This is a genomic window from Pseudomonas sp. Q1-7 (assembly GCF_028010285.1).
Lineage (GTDB): Bacteria > Pseudomonadota > Gammaproteobacteria > Pseudomonadales > Pseudomonadaceae > Metapseudomonas.
Map to the genome: position 1 here is coordinate 260,640 of NZ_CP116304.1, position 14,529 is coordinate 275,168.

The following is a 14,529-nucleotide window of genomic DNA, read 5'->3' on the forward strand; positions in this document are numbered from 1 at the left end:
GCCATTCCGACGTGCAGCCGGTCCTGGGTCAGCGCTTGAAGCGCTCGGCCAGGGCCTGGGCCACGGCCGGGTGGACGAACTTGCTGATGTCGCCGCCCAGGGCCGCTATTTCGCGCACCAGGGTCGAGGAGATGAAGGAATACTTTTCCGACGGGGTGAGGAACATGCTCTCCACGTCCGGCGCCAGTTGGCGGTTCATGTTGGCCAGCTGGAACTCGTATTCGAAGTCGGACACCGCGCGCAGGCCGCGCAGGAAGACATTGGCGTTCTGCTCCTTGACGAAATGCGCCAGCAGGGTGGAAAAGCCCACCACTTCGACGTTCGGCAGGTGCTTGGTGACCTCACGGGCCAGTTCCACGCGCTGCTCCAGGCTGAACAGCGGATTCTTCTTCGGGCTCGCGGCGACGGCGATGACCACGCTATCGAACAGTCGAGAGGCGCGTTCGATCAGATCGCAGTGGCCCTTGGTGATGGGATCGAAGGTGCCCGGATACAACACTCGGTTCATCGCAACGTCCTGGCAGGGGACCGAAAGGGAATCGGATGGTAGCGCAGCAGGTCCCCGCGGCCAAGATTAGGTGGCACACGGGGACGTGCGGCAGGCGCGTCAGGCCCGCGCCAGGCGTTCGGCCAGGGCGCTGGCCAGCTTGGCCGTGATGCCATAGACCGACAGCTGCGGGTTGGCGCCGATGCTGGTCGGGAACAGCGAGCCATCGTGGATCGACAGGTTGGCCAACTGGTGGTGCCGGCCCAGGCTGTCTGTCACGGCCTGCGCCGGATCCTCGCCCATGGCGCAGCCACCCATCACATGGGCGCTGCCCAGGCGCGCGCGGTGCAGTTCCAGCGGCAGGCCGTCGATCAGGTTGCGCGCTTCGTCGAGGGTCTTCACGTAGCCGGCGCCGTTATGCAGCGGCAGCACGGCGCGGGCACCGGCGGCGAGCTGGATTTCGGCCATGACGTGGAAGGCGCGGCGAATGCCGTCCCAGGTGTAGTCGGTCATGCGGTAGTCGAGCACCGGGCTGCCGTCCCCGCGCAGCTCCACCGTGCCCTCGGCGCTCTCCGGGTGGAAGCCGTCGCGCATCAGCGCCAGCATCACGTTGGTATGGGGTAGCTGTTCCATGCGCAGGGCGTTGTCGACGCCGAAGTGTCCCAGCAGGGTGGTGGTGAGCGCGGGTTGCAGCGGCGGTACTTCCAGTTTGTAGGACATGCGCCCGGTGGTGCCGTCATCCCACTGGAAGTGGTCGGAATAGATGGATTGCGGCGCGCCGTAGAAGGGGTTGATGACCCGGTCGAACTGCGCGGCGGAGAAGTTCACCACGTGCAGGAAGGTGCGTTTGCCGAGCCGGCCGTTGGGGTCCGGCGCCCGGGAGCGCAACAGCACGCCGGGGGTGTTGATGCCACCGCCGGCGAGCACATAGTGGCGGGCCCTGACGGTGATCCGGCGGCCGTTGGGCGCCACGCAGCGCTCGTCCAGGCCGAGGCATTCGATGCCGGTGACCTTGTCGCCGTCGATTAGCAGCTTTTCGGCGCGGGCGAGGTAGAGCAACTCGCCACCCTTGTCCAGGGTGGCGGGAATGGTGGTGACCAGCATCGATTGCTTGGCGTTGGTCGGGCAGCCCACGCCGCAGTAGCCCAGGTTCCAGCAACCGCGCACATTGCGCGGGATCACCTTCCAGTGCAGGCCGAGCTTTTCGCAGCCCAGGCGGATCACGTCGTTGTTCGGGTTCGGCGGGATGGCCCAGGGCGACACGCCCAGGCGCTGTTCCATTTTCTCGAACCAGGGCGCCATCTCGGCCGCCGACAGGCCTTTCACGCCGTGCTCGCGGGCCCAGTGCTCAAGGGTCGGTTCCGGCGTGCGGAAGCTGGACGTCCAGTTCACCAGGGTGGTGCCGCCCACCGCGCGGCCCTGGAGGATGGTGATGGCGCCATCCTTGGTCATGCGCCCGATGCCTTCCTGGTAGAGGCTCGAGTACGCGTCGGCCTCCTGCATTTTGAAGTCGGAGCTGGTCTTCAGCGGGCCTTCCTCGATCAGCAGGACCTTGAAACCGGCCGCGCTGAGGATTTCCGCCGTGGTGCCGCCGCCCGCGCCGCTGCCGACGATGGCAACATCGGCTTCCAGGGTCAGGTCGCTGTCCAGGCGTGAGCCGTTGTGGGTTTTCCAGCCGCGGGCCAGGCCTTCGGCGAAGGGATCGGGTACAGGCATGTCAGGGTCTCGGACGAGTTCTTGTTATGGGAGACGGGCGCTCAGATCGACGGTGGGCCCGGATAGCCGCAGTGCGCCCAGGATTCCGGCCGGCCGTACCAGGCCATCATCACCAGCTTCAGCAGCGCGGCGTGGCCCATCTTCAGCAGGCCGATGGCGCTGTTCTCCCAGCGTTCGAGGAATTCTCGGATCGCCTGGTCGCTGGCCTTCTCCCAACTGCCCCAGACGCCGGTGAGCGGGCCGCGGGTGATGGGCAGGGCGAGCACGTCGAACAGCTGCAGCGTCAGCTTGAGCATTTCCGGCGACAGATGGTGCAGGGCGTAGTCCAGGCTCTGCAGGGTGCCGTCCACCGCCTGGGGCATACGCTCGGTGGGTACGGCGCCTTCCAGCATCACCGGCGCCAGGGCGCGGAGGAACGGCAGGTCGGACTCGCGCAGCACTGCGAAGCCGACAGCCGGGCCGCTGGCCGAGCAGCCGGTGAGGCTGGCGGTGACCCCGGCGGTGGCGAGGAAGGCCGAGCCGAACAGGCCGACCTTGAGCAGGTGGCGCCGGGAAAGACCGGGCGCCTGGAAAGTGGTTTCGCTCATTGTTGTTATCTGCCTGCGAAAGCCCGGTTCAGCGGACGAAGAGTGTGTACACCAGCTTCTGGATGGCCTTGCCGTAGGGTGGATAGATCATCTTCGCGGCATTGAAGCGCTGCTTGATGAACACGCCCTTGGCCTTACTGAACGTGAGGAAGCCTTCGTGGCCATGGTAGTGGCCCATGCCGGAAGGGCCGACGCCGCCGAAGGGCATGTCGTCCTGGGCCACGTGGAGCAGGGTGTCGTTCAGGCACACGCCGCCGGAGTGCGTTTCGTGCAGCACGCGCTGCTGCTCGGCCTTGCCGTAACCGAAGTAGTAGAGGGCCAGCGGGCGCGGCCGGTCATTGATGTAGGCAAAGGCATCGTCGAGGCGGCGATAGGGGACGATGGGCAGCAGCGGGCCGAAGATTTCCTCCTGCATCAGCTTCATCTCGTCGCTCGCGTTCAGCACCAGGGTATGGGGCAGGCGCCGGCCCTGGGTTTCGGGGAACAGCGGGACCAGCCGTGCGCCCTTGGCTTCGGCGTCGGCCAGGTAGCCGTTCAGTCGGCCCAGTTGGCGCTCGTTGATGATCGCGGTGTAGTCGGGGTTGTCCTTGAGTTGCGGGAAGAAGCCCTGCACGGCCTGACGATAGGCCTCGACGAAGCCCTCGACGCGGTCCTCGGGCACCAGCACGTAGTCCGGGGCCACGCAGGTCTGGCCGGCGTTCAGGGTCTTGCCGAAGGCGATGCGCTCGGCGGCGTCGGCCAGGGGGACGTCCGCGGAGACGATGGCCGGCGACTTGCCGCCCAGCTCCAGGGTCACCGGGGTCAGGTTCTCGGCGGCGGCGCGCATCACATGCTTGCCGATGCTGGTGGCGCCGGTGAACAGCAAGTGGTCGAAGGGCAGGCGGGAGAACGCCACGCCCATGTCGGCCTCGCCCAGGGCCACGGCCACCAGGTCTTCGGGGAAGATGCGCGCCAGCAGGTCCTTGACCAGTTGGGAGGTGGCCGGGGTGGATTCGCTCATCTTGATCATCACCCGGTTGCCCGCCGCCAGGGCGCCCACCAGAGGGCCGATGGCCAGGTACAGCGGGTAGTTCCAGGGCACGATCACGCCCACTACGCCAAGGGGCTGGTAGACCACCTTGGCCGAGGCCGGCTGGAATGCCAGGCCGACGCCACGGCGGGACGGTTTCATCCATTTCTTCACGCGCTTGGCGGCGTAATGGATGCCGTGCAGGCTGGGCATGATTTCCGCCAGCAGGGTCTCGTCGGCGGAGCGGTTGCTGAAGTCGCTGGAGATGGCGGCGATCAGCGCGTCCTGCTCGGCGAACAGCAGCTCGCGCAGGGACTTCAGCCACTGGATACGCTGCTCGGCGCTGGGCATGGGGTTGGCGCGGAACGCCTCGCGCTGGCCCTTGAACAGGGTCTCCAACTGGCTGATCTGCTGCTGGCTTTGTTGCAGGTAGGCGATATCGGCGACCATGGCGCGGTTCCTCGCGGTTCGGGGAGCGTCGTCCGCTCCGCTGGGCGGATACGGCGAGGCACTGTTGTTGTGGTGTCGCTGGACTTCTAGAGCAATTACTCTAATCTGTCAAATAGCTTGCCCGTCGGACTGCCCGGCGGCAGCCCAACGAAAGCAGGGCAAGCTGGCCGTGGGTAACACCGGGTGTTTCGCAATGCCTCGCCGGTGTACCTTTGCCGAGCCCCACCGAAAGCAGGAAAGTCCGTTCCGATGGCCCAACGACCCAAGACCCGCGACCGCATCGTTCTGGAGAGCCTCGGGCTGTTCAACACCCAGGGCGAGCGCAACGTCACCACCAACCACATCGCCGCGCACCTGGGCATGTCGCCGGGCAACCTCTATTACCACTTCCGCAACAAGCAGGAGATCATCGGCGAGCTGTTCAGCCAGTACGAAGCGCGGGTGGACGGTTTCCTGCGCCTGCCGGAAGGTCGCGCGGTGACGCTGGAGGACAAGACCTTCTACCTGGAGTCACTGCTGGCGGCCATGTGGGATTTCCGCTTCCTGCACCGCGACCTGGAGCATCTGCTGGAATCCGATGGGCAGCTCGCCGCGCGCTACCGCCTGTTCGCCCAGCGATGCCTGGACCACGGCCAGACCATCTACCAGGGGTTCGTGGAGGCGCGCATCCTGCTGATGACCCCGGCCCAGGTCGAGGCGCTCACCCTGAACAGCTGGATCATCATCACCTCCTGGGTGCGCTTCCTCTGCACCACCCGCGGCGAGGCCGGCGATCTCAGCCAGGAACTGCTGCGGCGCGGCATCTACCAGGTTCTGGCGCTGGAGAGTGGCTACCTGGCGCCCGAGTTGCAGCCGGCGGTCAAGGTGCTCTACGAGAAGTTGTACGTGCCGCTGCAGCAGGTGGTGCCGGCCTAACGGCAGCGTGCCAGCCAGCCGGGAATCCGCCGTTCCAGATAATAGGCTGGCTTGCCCGGCGCCCCTTCGACGAAGCCCACGTGGCCGCCTCGTTCGTGCAGTTCCATCTGCGTGGTGGCGGAGAGCTCGTGGGCGTCCGGCAGGCTGTGGCGAAACACGAAGGGGTCGTCGCTGGATTGGATCAGCAGGGTGGGCACGCGGATGCCGCCAAGGTAGTAGCGGCTGGAGGCCCGTCGGTAGTAGTCCTGGGCGTCGCTGAAGCCGTGCAGGGGCGCGGTGACGCGGCCGTCGAACTCCCAGAAGGTGCGCAAGTCGTCCAGGGGACCCAGGCGCTCCAGGATGGACAGGTGCTCGGCCTGGCCCTGATGGGCGAACAGGCGTTGCTTGTTCCTCACGTAGGCCACCATCTCGCGCATGAAGTGCCGTTGGTAGACCCGCGAGAAACCGAGGGCGATGCGGTCGGCGCATTGGTCCAGGCGATAGGGCACCGACACCGCCACCGCGCCCTGCAGGCCGCAATCCTCGCCCGTTTCGCCCAGGTACTTGAGCAGCACGTTGCCCCCCAGCGAGTAGCCCACCGCAAAGAGCGGCGCCAGTGGGCGGCTGGCGCGCAGGTGACGCACGGTGGTCGCCAGGTCCTCACTGGCGCCGGAGTGGTAGCCGCGCGGCAGCAGGTTGGGTTCTCCGGAGCAGCCGCGCCAGTTGATCGCCACGCTGGCCCAGCCACGCGCCGCCAGCTGCTGCTGCAGGCCGAGCACGTAGAGCGACTGGGAGGAACCGGTGAGTCCGTGCAAGACCAGCACCAGGGGCGCGGCGGCCTCGTGCGGGCCGTGCCAGTCCAGGTCGAGGAAGTCGCCGTCGTCCATCCACAGGCGTTCGCGCTGGCGCGAAAGCCGTGGCGGCTGGCGGCAGAAGGGCGACCAGAGGGTCTGCAGGTGCGGGCCGGGCAACCACCAGGCGGGCTGGAAGCCGGCGCTGGCGGTCGCAGGGGAGTAGAACTGGTTCATCGGGGTTGCCGTCGGTCAGGCGTTGCTGCTCTCGCCCGCTGCGCGCTGCCAGAGGGCGTAGTACACCTGGCCGGCTTTCTTCTCCCGGTGCAGGCGCCAGTTGCCCGGCAGGCCCAGCGTGGAGGGCGGGTTCTCGCTTTCGGTATAGACCCAGGCGCGGGGTGCCAGCCAGCCCCGTGTTTCCAGAAGGTTACAGACAGGTGTCAGGAGGTTCTGGTTGAACGGCGGATCGAGGAACACCAGGTCGAAGGCGCTGGGCGTTTGGGTGTCCAGGTAGCGCAGGGCGTCGCTCTGCAGCAGTTGACCACGGTCGCAGCGCAGCACGTCCAGATGGCTGCGCAGGGCGGCCACCGAGTCCGGGTTGAGGTCCAGCGCCAGGCCGGCGGCGGCGCCCCGGGACAGGGCTTCGAGGTAGAGCGCGCCGCTGCCGGCGAAGGGGTCGAGGACGCGGGCGCCCTCCACGTGAGGCGCCAGCCAGTTGAACAGCGTTTCGCGAACCCGGTCGGGGGTGGGGCGCAGGCCGGGGCCGTCGGGGAAGGCGAAGCGCCGCGAGCGCCATTCCCCGCCAATGATGCGCAGTTGACCCTGGCCGCCATGGGCGGGGCGCGCGGGTTTGGTGTTGGGCTTGCGCATCAGTGCTCCGGTACGCCGCTGGGCAGTTCGGCGGGTTTGGCGGTGGGCGGCGGCAGCTCCTTCTGCGGGACGGTCGGGCCGGCCGTGACGATGACGAACTGGTCGGGGTTCAGGTGCCTGGCCATGACGGCCTTGACCTGGGCCACGTCCAGCGTCTGGACCTTGGCCATGAAGTCTTCCAGGTAGGTCAGCGGCAGGTCGTAGAAGCCGATGGCGCCCAGTTGGCCGACGATGTCGGCGTTGCTGGCGGTGGACAGCGGGAAGCTCCCGGCCAACTCGCGCTTGGCATCGTCCAGCTCCTTCTGGGTGGGGCCTTCGGCCAGGTACTGGCGAACGATGTCCTGGATCAGCTTGAGGGTGCCCTGGCTCATCTCGGCGCGGGTCTGCAGGCCGATCATGAAGGGGCCGCGCACCTGCATGGCGGTGAACCCGGAGCTGATGCCGTAGGTCAGGCCGCGCTTCTCGCGCACTTCCTCCATCAGCCGGGTACCGAAACCGCCGCCGCCGAGGATCTGGTTGCCCAGGTAGAGCGCGGCGTAGTCCGGGTCGTTCCGGTCGATGCCGAGCTGGGCGAGCATCAGGTGGGTCTGGTTGGACGGGAACTCGATGTGGTTGACGCCCGCCTTGGGCGTTTCCGGCTCCGGCAGCCTGGGCAGCGCACCGCCTTGCGGCAGGGCCCGGGATACCTGGTTGGTGATGGTCTCGGCGTCGGCGCGGGACAGGTCGCCGACCAGGGCGATCACCACGTTGCCGGCGGCGTAGGCCTTCTGGTGGAAGTCACGCAGCTGGGCGACGCTGATGCCGGGAACGGACTTCTCGTTGCCTTCGCTGGCGTGGGCGTAGGGGTGCTGGCCGTAGAGCTTCTCGAACAGCTCCAGGCCGGCGAGCTTGCCGGGGTTCTGCTTCTGGTATTCGAAGCCGGCGAGCATCTGGTTCTTGATCCGTGCCAGGGAGTCCTCGGGGAAGGTCGGGGCACCGATCACCTGGGTGAACAGCTGCAGGGCCGGCTCGCGCAGTTCGGGAGTGGTCAGACTGCGCAGGCTGGCGATGGCCATGTCGCGGTAGGCACCGTTGCCGAACTCGGCGCCCAGGCTCTCGAAGCCTTCGGCAATGGCGGTGACGTCCTTGCCAGCCACGCCCTCGTTGAGCATGGCGTTGGTCAGGGTGGCCAGGCCCGGAGTGCCGCCATCCTGGCTGCTGCCGGCGGCGAAGGTCAGGCGCAGGTCGAACATCGGCAGCTCGGGGGCGGCGACGAAGAGCACCTTGGCGCCTTCGGCGGTCGTCCAGCTCTGGATATCCAGGGTACGGCGGCCTGGCGCCTTGCTGCCCAGCGCCGCGAGGGACTGCAGGCCGGCGGCAGGGGCCGGCGTGGCGGTTTCGGCGGTGGCGGTGCCGGCCGGGCGGTTGACGATGAATCCCAGCACGCCCAGCAGGGCGACCAGGGCCAGGCCGAGCAGGCCGTAACGCAGGCCATTGCGCTCATTCATGGTTGGCCTCCTCGGGCAGGATGTGGGCGACGCTCAGGCGCTCGCGGGTGAAGAACGTCCGTGCGGCGGCCTGGATATCGTCGGGTGTCACGGCTTCCAGGGCGGCGAGCTCCTGGTCCATCAGCCTCCAGGACAGGCCGACGGTTTCCAGCTGGCCGATGGTGGTGGCCTGGCTGGTGATGGAATCGCGCTGGTAGACCAGGTCGGCGATGACCTGGGCGCGTACGCGCTTGAGTTCCTCGGCACTGGGCGGGGTGCTCTTGAGGTCTTCCAGTTGGCGCCAGATGCCGGCCTCGGTCTGCTCCAGGGTCTTGCCTTTCTGCACGTTGGGCGTGGCGCTGATGACGAACAGGCTGTCGCCGCGGGGGAAACCGTCGTACCAGGCGGAGGCGCCGCTGACCAGTTCCTCGCCGCGCTCCAGGCGACTCGGCAGGCGGGCGCTGTAGCCACCATCGAGCAACGTGGAGAGCAGCCGCAGGGCATGAACCTGGCGGGCCTCCTTGGCAGTCGCCAGGCCCGGTACGTTGAAGCCCATGACCAGGCTCGGCAGCTGGGTGCGCACGTGCAGGGTCAGGCGGCGTTCGCCGGGGGTGGCCAGTTCCAGGGGCTTCTTCGCGGGTGGTACTGCGCGCTTCGGAATGTCGGCGAAATAGCGTTCGGCGAGGGCTTTGACTTCATCGGGGGTGACGTCGCCCACCACCACCAGGGTGGCGTTGTTCGGCGCGTACCAGGACTCGTACCAGTGGCGCAGCTCCTCCACCGTCATGCGGTTGAGGTCGGCCATCCAGCCGATGGTGGGGGTGTGATAGCCGCTGGCCGGGTAGGCCATCGCCTTGAAGCGTTCGAAGGCCTTTGCGGTGGGCTTGTCGTCGGTGCGCAGCCGGCGTTCTTCCTTGATCACCTCGATCTCGCGGGCGAACTCCTCGGGGGGCAACTTGAGGCTGGCGAGGCGGTCGGCCTCCAGCTCGAAGGCGACGCCCAGGCGGTCGCGGGCCAGTACCTGGTAATAGGCGGTGTAGTCGTCGCTGGTGAAGGCGTTTTCCTCCGCGCCGAGCTCACGCAGGATGCGCGAGGCCTCGCCGGGGCCGAGCTTGCGGCTGCCCTTGAACATCATGTGTTCGAGGGCGTGGGAGAGGCCAGTCTGGCCGGGCGTCTCGTAGCTCGAACCGACCTTGTACCAGAGCTGGGATACCACCACGGGCGCGCGATGGTCTTCGCGGACAACGACCTTCAAGCCGTTGTCCAGGGTGAACTCGTGGGTGGGTTGGTTGTCTGCGGCGAGGGCCAGGGCAGGCAGGCAGAGGGCGCAATAAAGCAAGCCGGCGGCTTGTCGGGCGATGGCTTTCATCGATGTTCTTGACCTGTCGGACGGCCCCGGCGGTCGTACCGCCAGCGGGCGAAGAGGTGCTAGGATACCCCATCCTTTCCCGGGGCGGCGAAGCGGGCCAGCGTAGAGCCAGCACTGCTGCTCCCTTGAGATGCAATCGACTCATGTTTGGTTCCAACGACGACAAGAAAGCTCCGGCTCCGGCCGGGGAAAAGAAATCCTTGTTCGGCTGGCTGCGCAAGAAGCCCCAGGAAGCCGCTCCCGCTGCTCCTCCGGCGGAGCCGGTGAGCTCGGGCGAGGCGCAGGTTCCGGCCGTACCAGCACCGACGCCCGAGGCCGCTGTGGTTGCCCAGCCGGCTCCGGCGGCCGACGCCACGCCGAACGTTGCCGAGACCCCGGTGCCGGACGCTGCGCCCACGATGGTCGAGGCCCCTGCGCCGGCCCCGGCGGTGAACGAAGCGCCCAATCCCACGCCGGCGATTGCCGAAGCGCCACCCGTGGCCGAGCCTCCTGCTCCTGCTCCTGCTCCTGCTCCTGCTCCTGCTCCTGCTCCTGTGCCGGAAGCGGGTCAGCCGGTTCCGGCCCTTGAATCCGCGCCTGTCGCACAGGCCATCGCGGCGGCCGCCGAACCCGCCAAGGGCAGTTTCTTCGCCCGTCTCAAGCAAGGTCTGTCGAAGACCAGCGCGAGCCTCGGCGAAGGCATGGCCAGCCTGTTCCTCGGACGCAAGGCCATCGACGACGACTTGCTGGACGAAATCGAAACCCGGCTGCTCACCGCCGACGTCGGCGTGGAAGCCACCACCGCCATCGTTCAGAGCCTGACCCAGAAGGTCGCGCGCAAGCAGTTGGCCGACAGCGACGCGCTCTACAAGGCCCTGCAGGAAGAGCTGGCTGCCCTCCTGCGGCCAGTCGAGCAGCCGCTGAAGATCGGCGGCGGCAGTGCGCCTTACGTGATCCTGGTGGTCGGCGTGAACGGTGTCGGCAAGACCACCACCATCGGCAAGCTGGCGAAGAAGCTGCAACTGGACGGCAAGAAGGTCATGCTCGCCGCCGGCGACACCTTCCGTGCCGCCGCCGTGGAGCAACTGCAAGTGTGGGGCGAGCGCAACAACATCGCCGTCATCGCCCAGCACACCGGCGCCGACTCCGCTTCGGTGATCTTCGACGCCGTGCAGGCTGCCAAGGCCCGGGGGATCGATGTGCTGATCGCCGACACCGCCGGCCGCCTGCACACCAAGGACAACCTGATGGAAGAGCTGAAGAAGGTGCGCCGGGTGATCGGCAAGCTGGACGAAACGGCTCCTCACGAAGTGCTGCTGGTGCTGGATGCCGGCACCGGGCAGAACGCCATCAACCAGGCCAAGCAGTTCCACCAGGCGGTGAATCTGTCCGGCCTGGCGCTGACCAAGCTGGACGGCACCGCCAAGGGTGGGGTGATCTTCGCCCTGGCCAAGCAGTTCGGCCTGCCGATCCGCTACATAGGCGTGGGCGAAGGCATCGACGATCTGCGCACCTTCGAAGCCGACGCCTTCGTCAAGGCCCTCTTCGCCGAGCGGGAGTCCGCATGATTCGATTCGAGCAGGTCGGCAAACGCTATCCCAATGGTCATGTCGGCCTGCACGAACTGAGTTTCCGCGTCCGCCGTGGCGAGTTCCTCTTTGTCACCGGCCATTCCGGCGCCGGCAAGAGCACCCTGTTGCGCCTGCTGCTGGCGATGGAGCGCCCCACCAGCGGCAAGCTGCTGCTGGCCGGGCAGGACCTGTCGACCATCACCAACTCGCAGATTCCCTTCCTGCGCCGGCAGATCGGTGTGGTCTTCCAGAACCACCAGCTGCTGTTCGACCGCAGCGTATTCGACAACGTGGCCCTGCCGCTGCAGATCCACGGCCTGTCCAAGGCGGAGATCGCCAAACGGGTGAGCGTGGCGCTGGAGCGTGTGTCCCTGGCGGACAAGGCCGAGCTCTACCCGGCCGACCTGTCCACCGGCCAGCAGCAGCGCGTCGGCATCGCCCGCGCCGTGGTCCACCGCCCGGCCTTGCTGCTGGCGGATGAGCCCACCGGTAACCTGGACCCGCGTCTGGCGGCCGAGATCATGGGCGTATTCGAGGACATCAATCGCCTGGGTACCACCGTGCTGATCGCCAGTCACGACCTGGCGCTGATTGCACGCATGCGTCATCGCCTGCTCACCCTGCAACGTGGTCGCCTGATCGGCGACGGGGAGGCCGTATGAGCGCCAAGCAGATGCCGCCGCCCAAGCCCGCCGAGCGCGTGGGGGCTTCGCCGCGCCACGTCGAGTCCCCGGAACACCACGACGACGGTCCGGATTTCCGTACCCTGCTGCACGCCTGGCTGGAGAGCCATCGCGCCAGCCTGGTGGACAGCCTGCGCCGGCTGGGCCGCCAGCCCATCGGCAGCTTTTTTACCTGCCTGGTGATGGCCATCGCCCTCAGCCTGCCCATGGGCCTGTCGCTGTTGCTGAGCAACGTCGAGCGCCTCGGGGGTTCCTGGCAGCGCGCGGCGCAGATTTCCCTGTTCATGAAGATGGACGCCAGCGAGTCCCAGGGGCAGAAGCTGCGCGACGAGATTGCCGGCATGCCGGACGTGGCCGAGGCCGAGTGGATCAGTCGCGAGCAAGCCCTGGCCGAACTGCAGCAGCAGTCCGGCCTCGGGGAGGCCCTCAAGGAACTGCCGCAGAACCCGCTGCCGGGCGTGGTCCTGGTCACGCCCAGGGAGGTCGACAAGGCGGCCCTTGAGGCCCTGCGCCAGCGCCTGTCCGAGCTGCCCGGCATCGAGCAGGCGCAACTGGACCTGGTCTGGGTCGAACGCCTCTCGGCGATCCTCAAGCTGGGCGAGCGGTTCGTCTTCGGCCTGGCGGTGCTGCTGATCCTGGCGCTGCTGCTGGTGATCGGTAACACCATTCGTCTGCACATCGAGAACCGTCGCACCGAGATCGAGGTGATCAAGCTCGTGGGCGGCACCGACAGCTACGTGCGCCGTCCCTTCCTCTATATGGGGGCGCTCTATGGCACGGGTGCCGGGTTGCTGGCCTGGCTGGTGCTGGCCTACGGCCTGGATTGGCTGAACGATGCCGTGGTGCGTCTTGCCGGCCTCTACGGCAGCGACTTCGCCCTGGCCGGCGTGCCCCTGGGCGATGGGCTGTCCCTGTTGCTGGGGGCCGTGCTGCTGGGGTACATCGGTGCCTGGCTGGCCGTCGCCCGTCATCTCAGCGAACTGGCGCCGCGTTAGTCGGCGCCGGTTTCGCGTCTTTCTGCACAGCGTGTAAGGAAACTTTTACACCCCCTTGCAGTCAGATTGGCCAGTGCTACACTGCGCGAGCTTTAGTGAGTCGGAGGATTCGCATGACCACTTCCCTGCAACCTGTCTATGCCCTGGCCCCCGGTGCGAACCTGGAGGCTTATGTGCATGCGGTCAACGGCATTCCGCTGCTGACTGCCGAGCAGGAGCGCGAACTGGCCGAACGCCTCTTCTATGAACAAGATCTGGAAGCGGCACGGCAGATGGTGTTGGCGCACCTGCGCTTCGTCGTACACATCGCCAAGAGTTATTCCGGCTATGGCCTGGCCCAGGCCGACCTGATCCAGGAAGGCAACGTCGGCCTGATGAAGGCCGTCAAGCGCTTCAATCCCGAGATGGGTGTGCGCCTGGTGTCCTTCGCCGTCCACTGGATCAAGGCCGAGATCCATGAATTCATCCTGCGCAACTGGCGGATCGTGAAGGTCGCGACCACCAAGGCGCAGCGCAAGCTGTTCTTCAACCTGCGCAGCCAGAAGAAGCGTCTGACCTGGCTGAACAACGATGAAGTCCATGCGGTGGCCAACACCCTCGGTGTCGAGCCCCATGAAGTCCGTGAGATGGAAAGCCGTTTGACTGGCCAGGACATGGCGTTCGACCCGGCGGCGGATGCCGACGACGACACCGCCTTCCAGGCCCCGGCGCATTACCTGGAAGACCATCGTTACGACCCGGCGCGCCAGCTGGAGGAGGCCGATTGGAGCGACAGCTCCACCGCCAACCTGCACGAAGCGCTGGACGGCCTGGACGAGCGCAGCCGCGACATCCTCTACCAGCGTTGGCTGGCCGAGGAAAAGGCCACGCTGCACGACCTGGCGGCCAAGTACAACGTCTCCGCCGAGCGTATTCGCCAGTTGGAGAAGAACGCCATGAACAAGCTCAAGGGCTTCATTCAGGCGTGATGCTGAAACCCGGAAAAGCCGCACCTCGGTGCGGCTTTTTTCTGCCTGGAGAAAACCGCCATGCCCCTGCCATCCCTGCGCTCCAGTCACTGGCTGCTGTTCGCCGCAGTCGCCGTGCTGTTCTTTGCCCTGGCGCTGTGGATGAGCCGGCAGCCCGCCAAGGCCGAACCGCTGACCTGGTTGGTGGAGTGGCAGGACATGGTGATCGTGCCACTGGCCGAGGGCGACCTGCCGCTGGCGAAACTGGCCGAACTGGCGCCGGGCGAACTCTGGCTGCAGCCGCGCGCGGGAGGTCCGCGCCTGGTCTTTCGCGCCGAGCAGCAGCGGAAGGAAGGCGCCTGGCGGCTGGAGGCCGAGCTGGGGCTCAGTGAGAGCGAGCGCGCCAGCCTGCTCAAGGTCCTGGGCAAGGGGCGCGAGGAACAGCCTCTCAGTGCCGACCTGCTGGCGCAGTTGGATGGACATCGGGTGGCGGTGCTGAACATGGTGCCGATGGTCGAAGTACCGGCTGCGCGCCTGGCCGCCAGTATCGGCCCGCCGCGCCTGCGTCTGCGCACCGGCGACGGGGAGGCCTGGATCTATCCCCAGCAAGGCCTGAGCGTGCATGTGCTGGATGGCAAGCTGCAATTGCTGCACCTGGTGCCGCGCGAGGCGATGAAGCACTGATCCCGGCCGGCTTGCCGCGCGTCGGTCGCCC

At 67.1% G+C, this 14,529-nt stretch carries 14 protein-coding genes; 6 read left to right on the forward strand and 8 right to left on the reverse strand.

Translation table 11 applies throughout. The features are described from left to right. Positions 1-28 precede the first annotated feature (28 nt). From coaD to PJW05_RS01240, 4 genes are all read right to left on the reverse strand, one after another. Positions 29-508, reverse strand: a complete 480-nt coding sequence (coaD, locus tag PJW05_RS01225) for a pantetheine-phosphate adenylyltransferase (RefSeq protein WP_271410132.1) — start codon at positions 506-508, stop codon at positions 29-31. Between the two features lie 99 nt (positions 509-607). Then, on the reverse strand, positions 608-2,203 hold the full coding sequence (locus PJW05_RS01230) for a GMC family oxidoreductase (RefSeq protein ID WP_271410133.1): 1,596 nt from the start codon (positions 2,201-2,203) through the stop codon (positions 608-610). Positions 2,204-2,244: 41 nt separating this feature from the next. Continuing rightward, positions 2,245-2,790, reverse strand: a complete 546-nt coding sequence (locus tag PJW05_RS01235) for a twin-arginine translocation pathway signal protein (protein ID WP_271410134.1) — start codon at positions 2,788-2,790, stop codon at positions 2,245-2,247. A 28-nt stretch (positions 2,791-2,818) separates the two neighbouring features. Further along, entirely contained in the window at positions 2,819-4,249 is a 1,431-nt protein-coding gene (locus tag PJW05_RS01240; protein WP_271410135.1) for a coniferyl aldehyde dehydrogenase, read from the reverse strand. Between the two features lie 249 nt (positions 4,250-4,498). Between PJW05_RS01240 and PJW05_RS01245 the strand changes: the two genes are divergently transcribed. Beyond that, on the forward strand, positions 4,499-5,164 hold the full coding sequence (locus PJW05_RS01245) for a TetR/AcrR family transcriptional regulator (protein WP_271410136.1): 666 nt from the start codon (positions 4,499-4,501) through the stop codon (positions 5,162-5,164). Here PJW05_RS01245 and PJW05_RS01250 read toward each other — a convergent pair. Genes PJW05_RS01250 through PJW05_RS01265 form a run of 4 tightly spaced genes read right to left on the reverse strand, consistent with a single transcriptional unit; the run spans position 5,161 to position 9,639 of the window. Continuing rightward, positions 5,161-6,171 carry a hydrolase gene (locus tag PJW05_RS01250; protein WP_271410137.1) on the reverse strand — a complete coding sequence of 337 codons (1,011 nt, stop codon included), beginning with the start codon at positions 6,169-6,171 and terminating at the stop codon, positions 5,161-5,163. The two genes, PJW05_RS01245 and PJW05_RS01250, sit on opposite strands and share 4 nt — an antisense overlap. 15 nt (positions 6,172-6,186) lie before the next feature. Then, on the reverse strand, positions 6,187-6,804 hold the full coding sequence (gene rsmD, locus PJW05_RS01255) for a 16S rRNA (guanine(966)-N(2))-methyltransferase RsmD (RefSeq protein WP_271410138.1): 618 nt from the start codon (positions 6,802-6,804) through the stop codon (positions 6,187-6,189). Beyond that, on the reverse strand, positions 6,804-8,291 hold the full coding sequence (locus PJW05_RS01260; RefSeq protein WP_271410139.1) for a M16 family metallopeptidase: 1,488 nt from the start codon (positions 8,289-8,291) through the stop codon (positions 6,804-6,806). The genes rsmD and PJW05_RS01260 overlap by 1 nt, the downstream gene beginning before the upstream one ends. After that, positions 8,284-9,639 (reverse strand): M16 family metallopeptidase, encoded by a 1,356-nt coding sequence (locus PJW05_RS01265; RefSeq protein WP_271410140.1) that lies wholly within the window; start codon positions 9,637-9,639, stop codon positions 8,284-8,286. The genes PJW05_RS01260 and PJW05_RS01265 overlap by 8 nt, the downstream gene beginning before the upstream one ends. Before the next feature lie 143 nt (positions 9,640-9,782). On the opposite strand from PJW05_RS01265, the gene ftsY reads away from it, so the two are divergent. The 5 genes from ftsY (at position 9,783) to PJW05_RS01290 (ending at position 14,498) form a co-directional block, all read left to right on the forward strand. Beyond that, the gene (ftsY, locus tag PJW05_RS01270) at positions 9,783-11,186 is read left to right on the forward strand and encodes a signal recognition particle-docking protein FtsY (protein WP_271410141.1); all 1,404 of its coding nucleotides are present in this window, start codon (positions 9,783-9,785) and stop codon (positions 11,184-11,186) included. Beyond that, positions 11,183-11,851 carry a cell division ATP-binding protein FtsE gene (gene ftsE / locus PJW05_RS01275; RefSeq protein ID WP_044871017.1) on the forward strand — a complete coding sequence of 223 codons (669 nt, stop codon included), beginning with the start codon at positions 11,183-11,185 and terminating at the stop codon, positions 11,849-11,851. The genes ftsY and ftsE overlap by 4 nt, the downstream gene beginning before the upstream one ends. Then, positions 11,848-12,867: a permease-like cell division protein FtsX gene (ftsX, locus tag PJW05_RS01280; RefSeq protein ID WP_271410142.1), complete on the forward strand. Its 1,020-nt coding sequence runs from the start codon at positions 11,848-11,850 to the stop codon at positions 12,865-12,867. Before ftsE ends, ftsX begins: the two co-directional genes overlap by 4 nt. A gap of 113 nt (positions 12,868-12,980) precedes the next feature. Continuing rightward, entirely contained in the window at positions 12,981-13,835 is an 855-nt protein-coding gene (rpoH, locus tag PJW05_RS01285) for an RNA polymerase sigma factor RpoH (RefSeq protein WP_271410143.1), read from the forward strand. A 60-nt stretch (positions 13,836-13,895) separates the two neighbouring features. Further along, the gene (locus PJW05_RS01290) at positions 13,896-14,498 is read left to right on the forward strand and encodes a hypothetical protein (RefSeq protein WP_271410144.1); all 603 of its coding nucleotides are present in this window, start codon (positions 13,896-13,898) and stop codon (positions 14,496-14,498) included. Positions 14,499-14,529: the final 31 nt, after the last annotated feature.

Excerpts from the sequence above, each read along its gene's own strand:
- PJW05_RS01245 (WP_271410136.1), top strand. The coding sequence starts at position 4,499 with ATGGCCCAACGACCCAAGACCCGCGACCGCATCGTTCTGGAGAGCCTC.
- PJW05_RS01230 (WP_271410133.1), bottom strand. The coding sequence starts at position 2,203 with ATGCCTGTACCCGATCCCTTCGCCGAAGGCCTGGCCCGCGGCTGGAAA.
- rsmD (WP_271410138.1), bottom strand. The coding sequence starts at position 6,804 with ATGCGCAAGCCCAACACCAAACCCGCGCGCCCCGCCCATGGCGGCCAG.
- rpoH (WP_271410143.1), top strand. The coding sequence starts at position 12,981 with ATGACCACTTCCCTGCAACCTGTCTATGCCCTGGCCCCCGGTGCGAAC.
- PJW05_RS01250 (WP_271410137.1), bottom strand. The coding sequence starts at position 6,171 with ATGAACCAGTTCTACTCCCCTGCGACCGCCAGCGCCGGCTTCCAGCCC.
- PJW05_RS01235 (WP_271410134.1), bottom strand. The coding sequence starts at position 2,790 with ATGAGCGAAACCACTTTCCAGGCGCCCGGTCTTTCCCGGCGCCACCTG.
- ftsY (WP_271410141.1), top strand. The coding sequence starts at position 9,783 with ATGTTTGGTTCCAACGACGACAAGAAAGCTCCGGCTCCGGCCGGGGAA.
- ftsX (WP_271410142.1), top strand. The coding sequence starts at position 11,848 with ATGAGCGCCAAGCAGATGCCGCCGCCCAAGCCCGCCGAGCGCGTGGGG.
- PJW05_RS01260 (WP_271410139.1), bottom strand. The coding sequence starts at position 8,291 with ATGAATGAGCGCAATGGCCTGCGTTACGGCCTGCTCGGCCTGGCCCTG.
- PJW05_RS01265 (WP_271410140.1), bottom strand. The coding sequence starts at position 9,639 with ATGAAAGCCATCGCCCGACAAGCCGCCGGCTTGCTTTATTGCGCCCTC.
- PJW05_RS01240 (WP_271410135.1), bottom strand. The coding sequence starts at position 4,249 with ATGGTCGCCGATATCGCCTACCTGCAACAAAGCCAGCAGCAGATCAGC.
- coaD (WP_271410132.1), bottom strand. The coding sequence starts at position 508 with ATGAACCGAGTGTTGTATCCGGGCACCTTCGATCCCATCACCAAGGGC.
- PJW05_RS01290 (WP_271410144.1), top strand. The coding sequence starts at position 13,896 with ATGCCCCTGCCATCCCTGCGCTCCAGTCACTGGCTGCTGTTCGCCGCA.
- ftsE (WP_044871017.1), top strand. The coding sequence starts at position 11,183 with ATGATTCGATTCGAGCAGGTCGGCAAACGCTATCCCAATGGTCATGTC.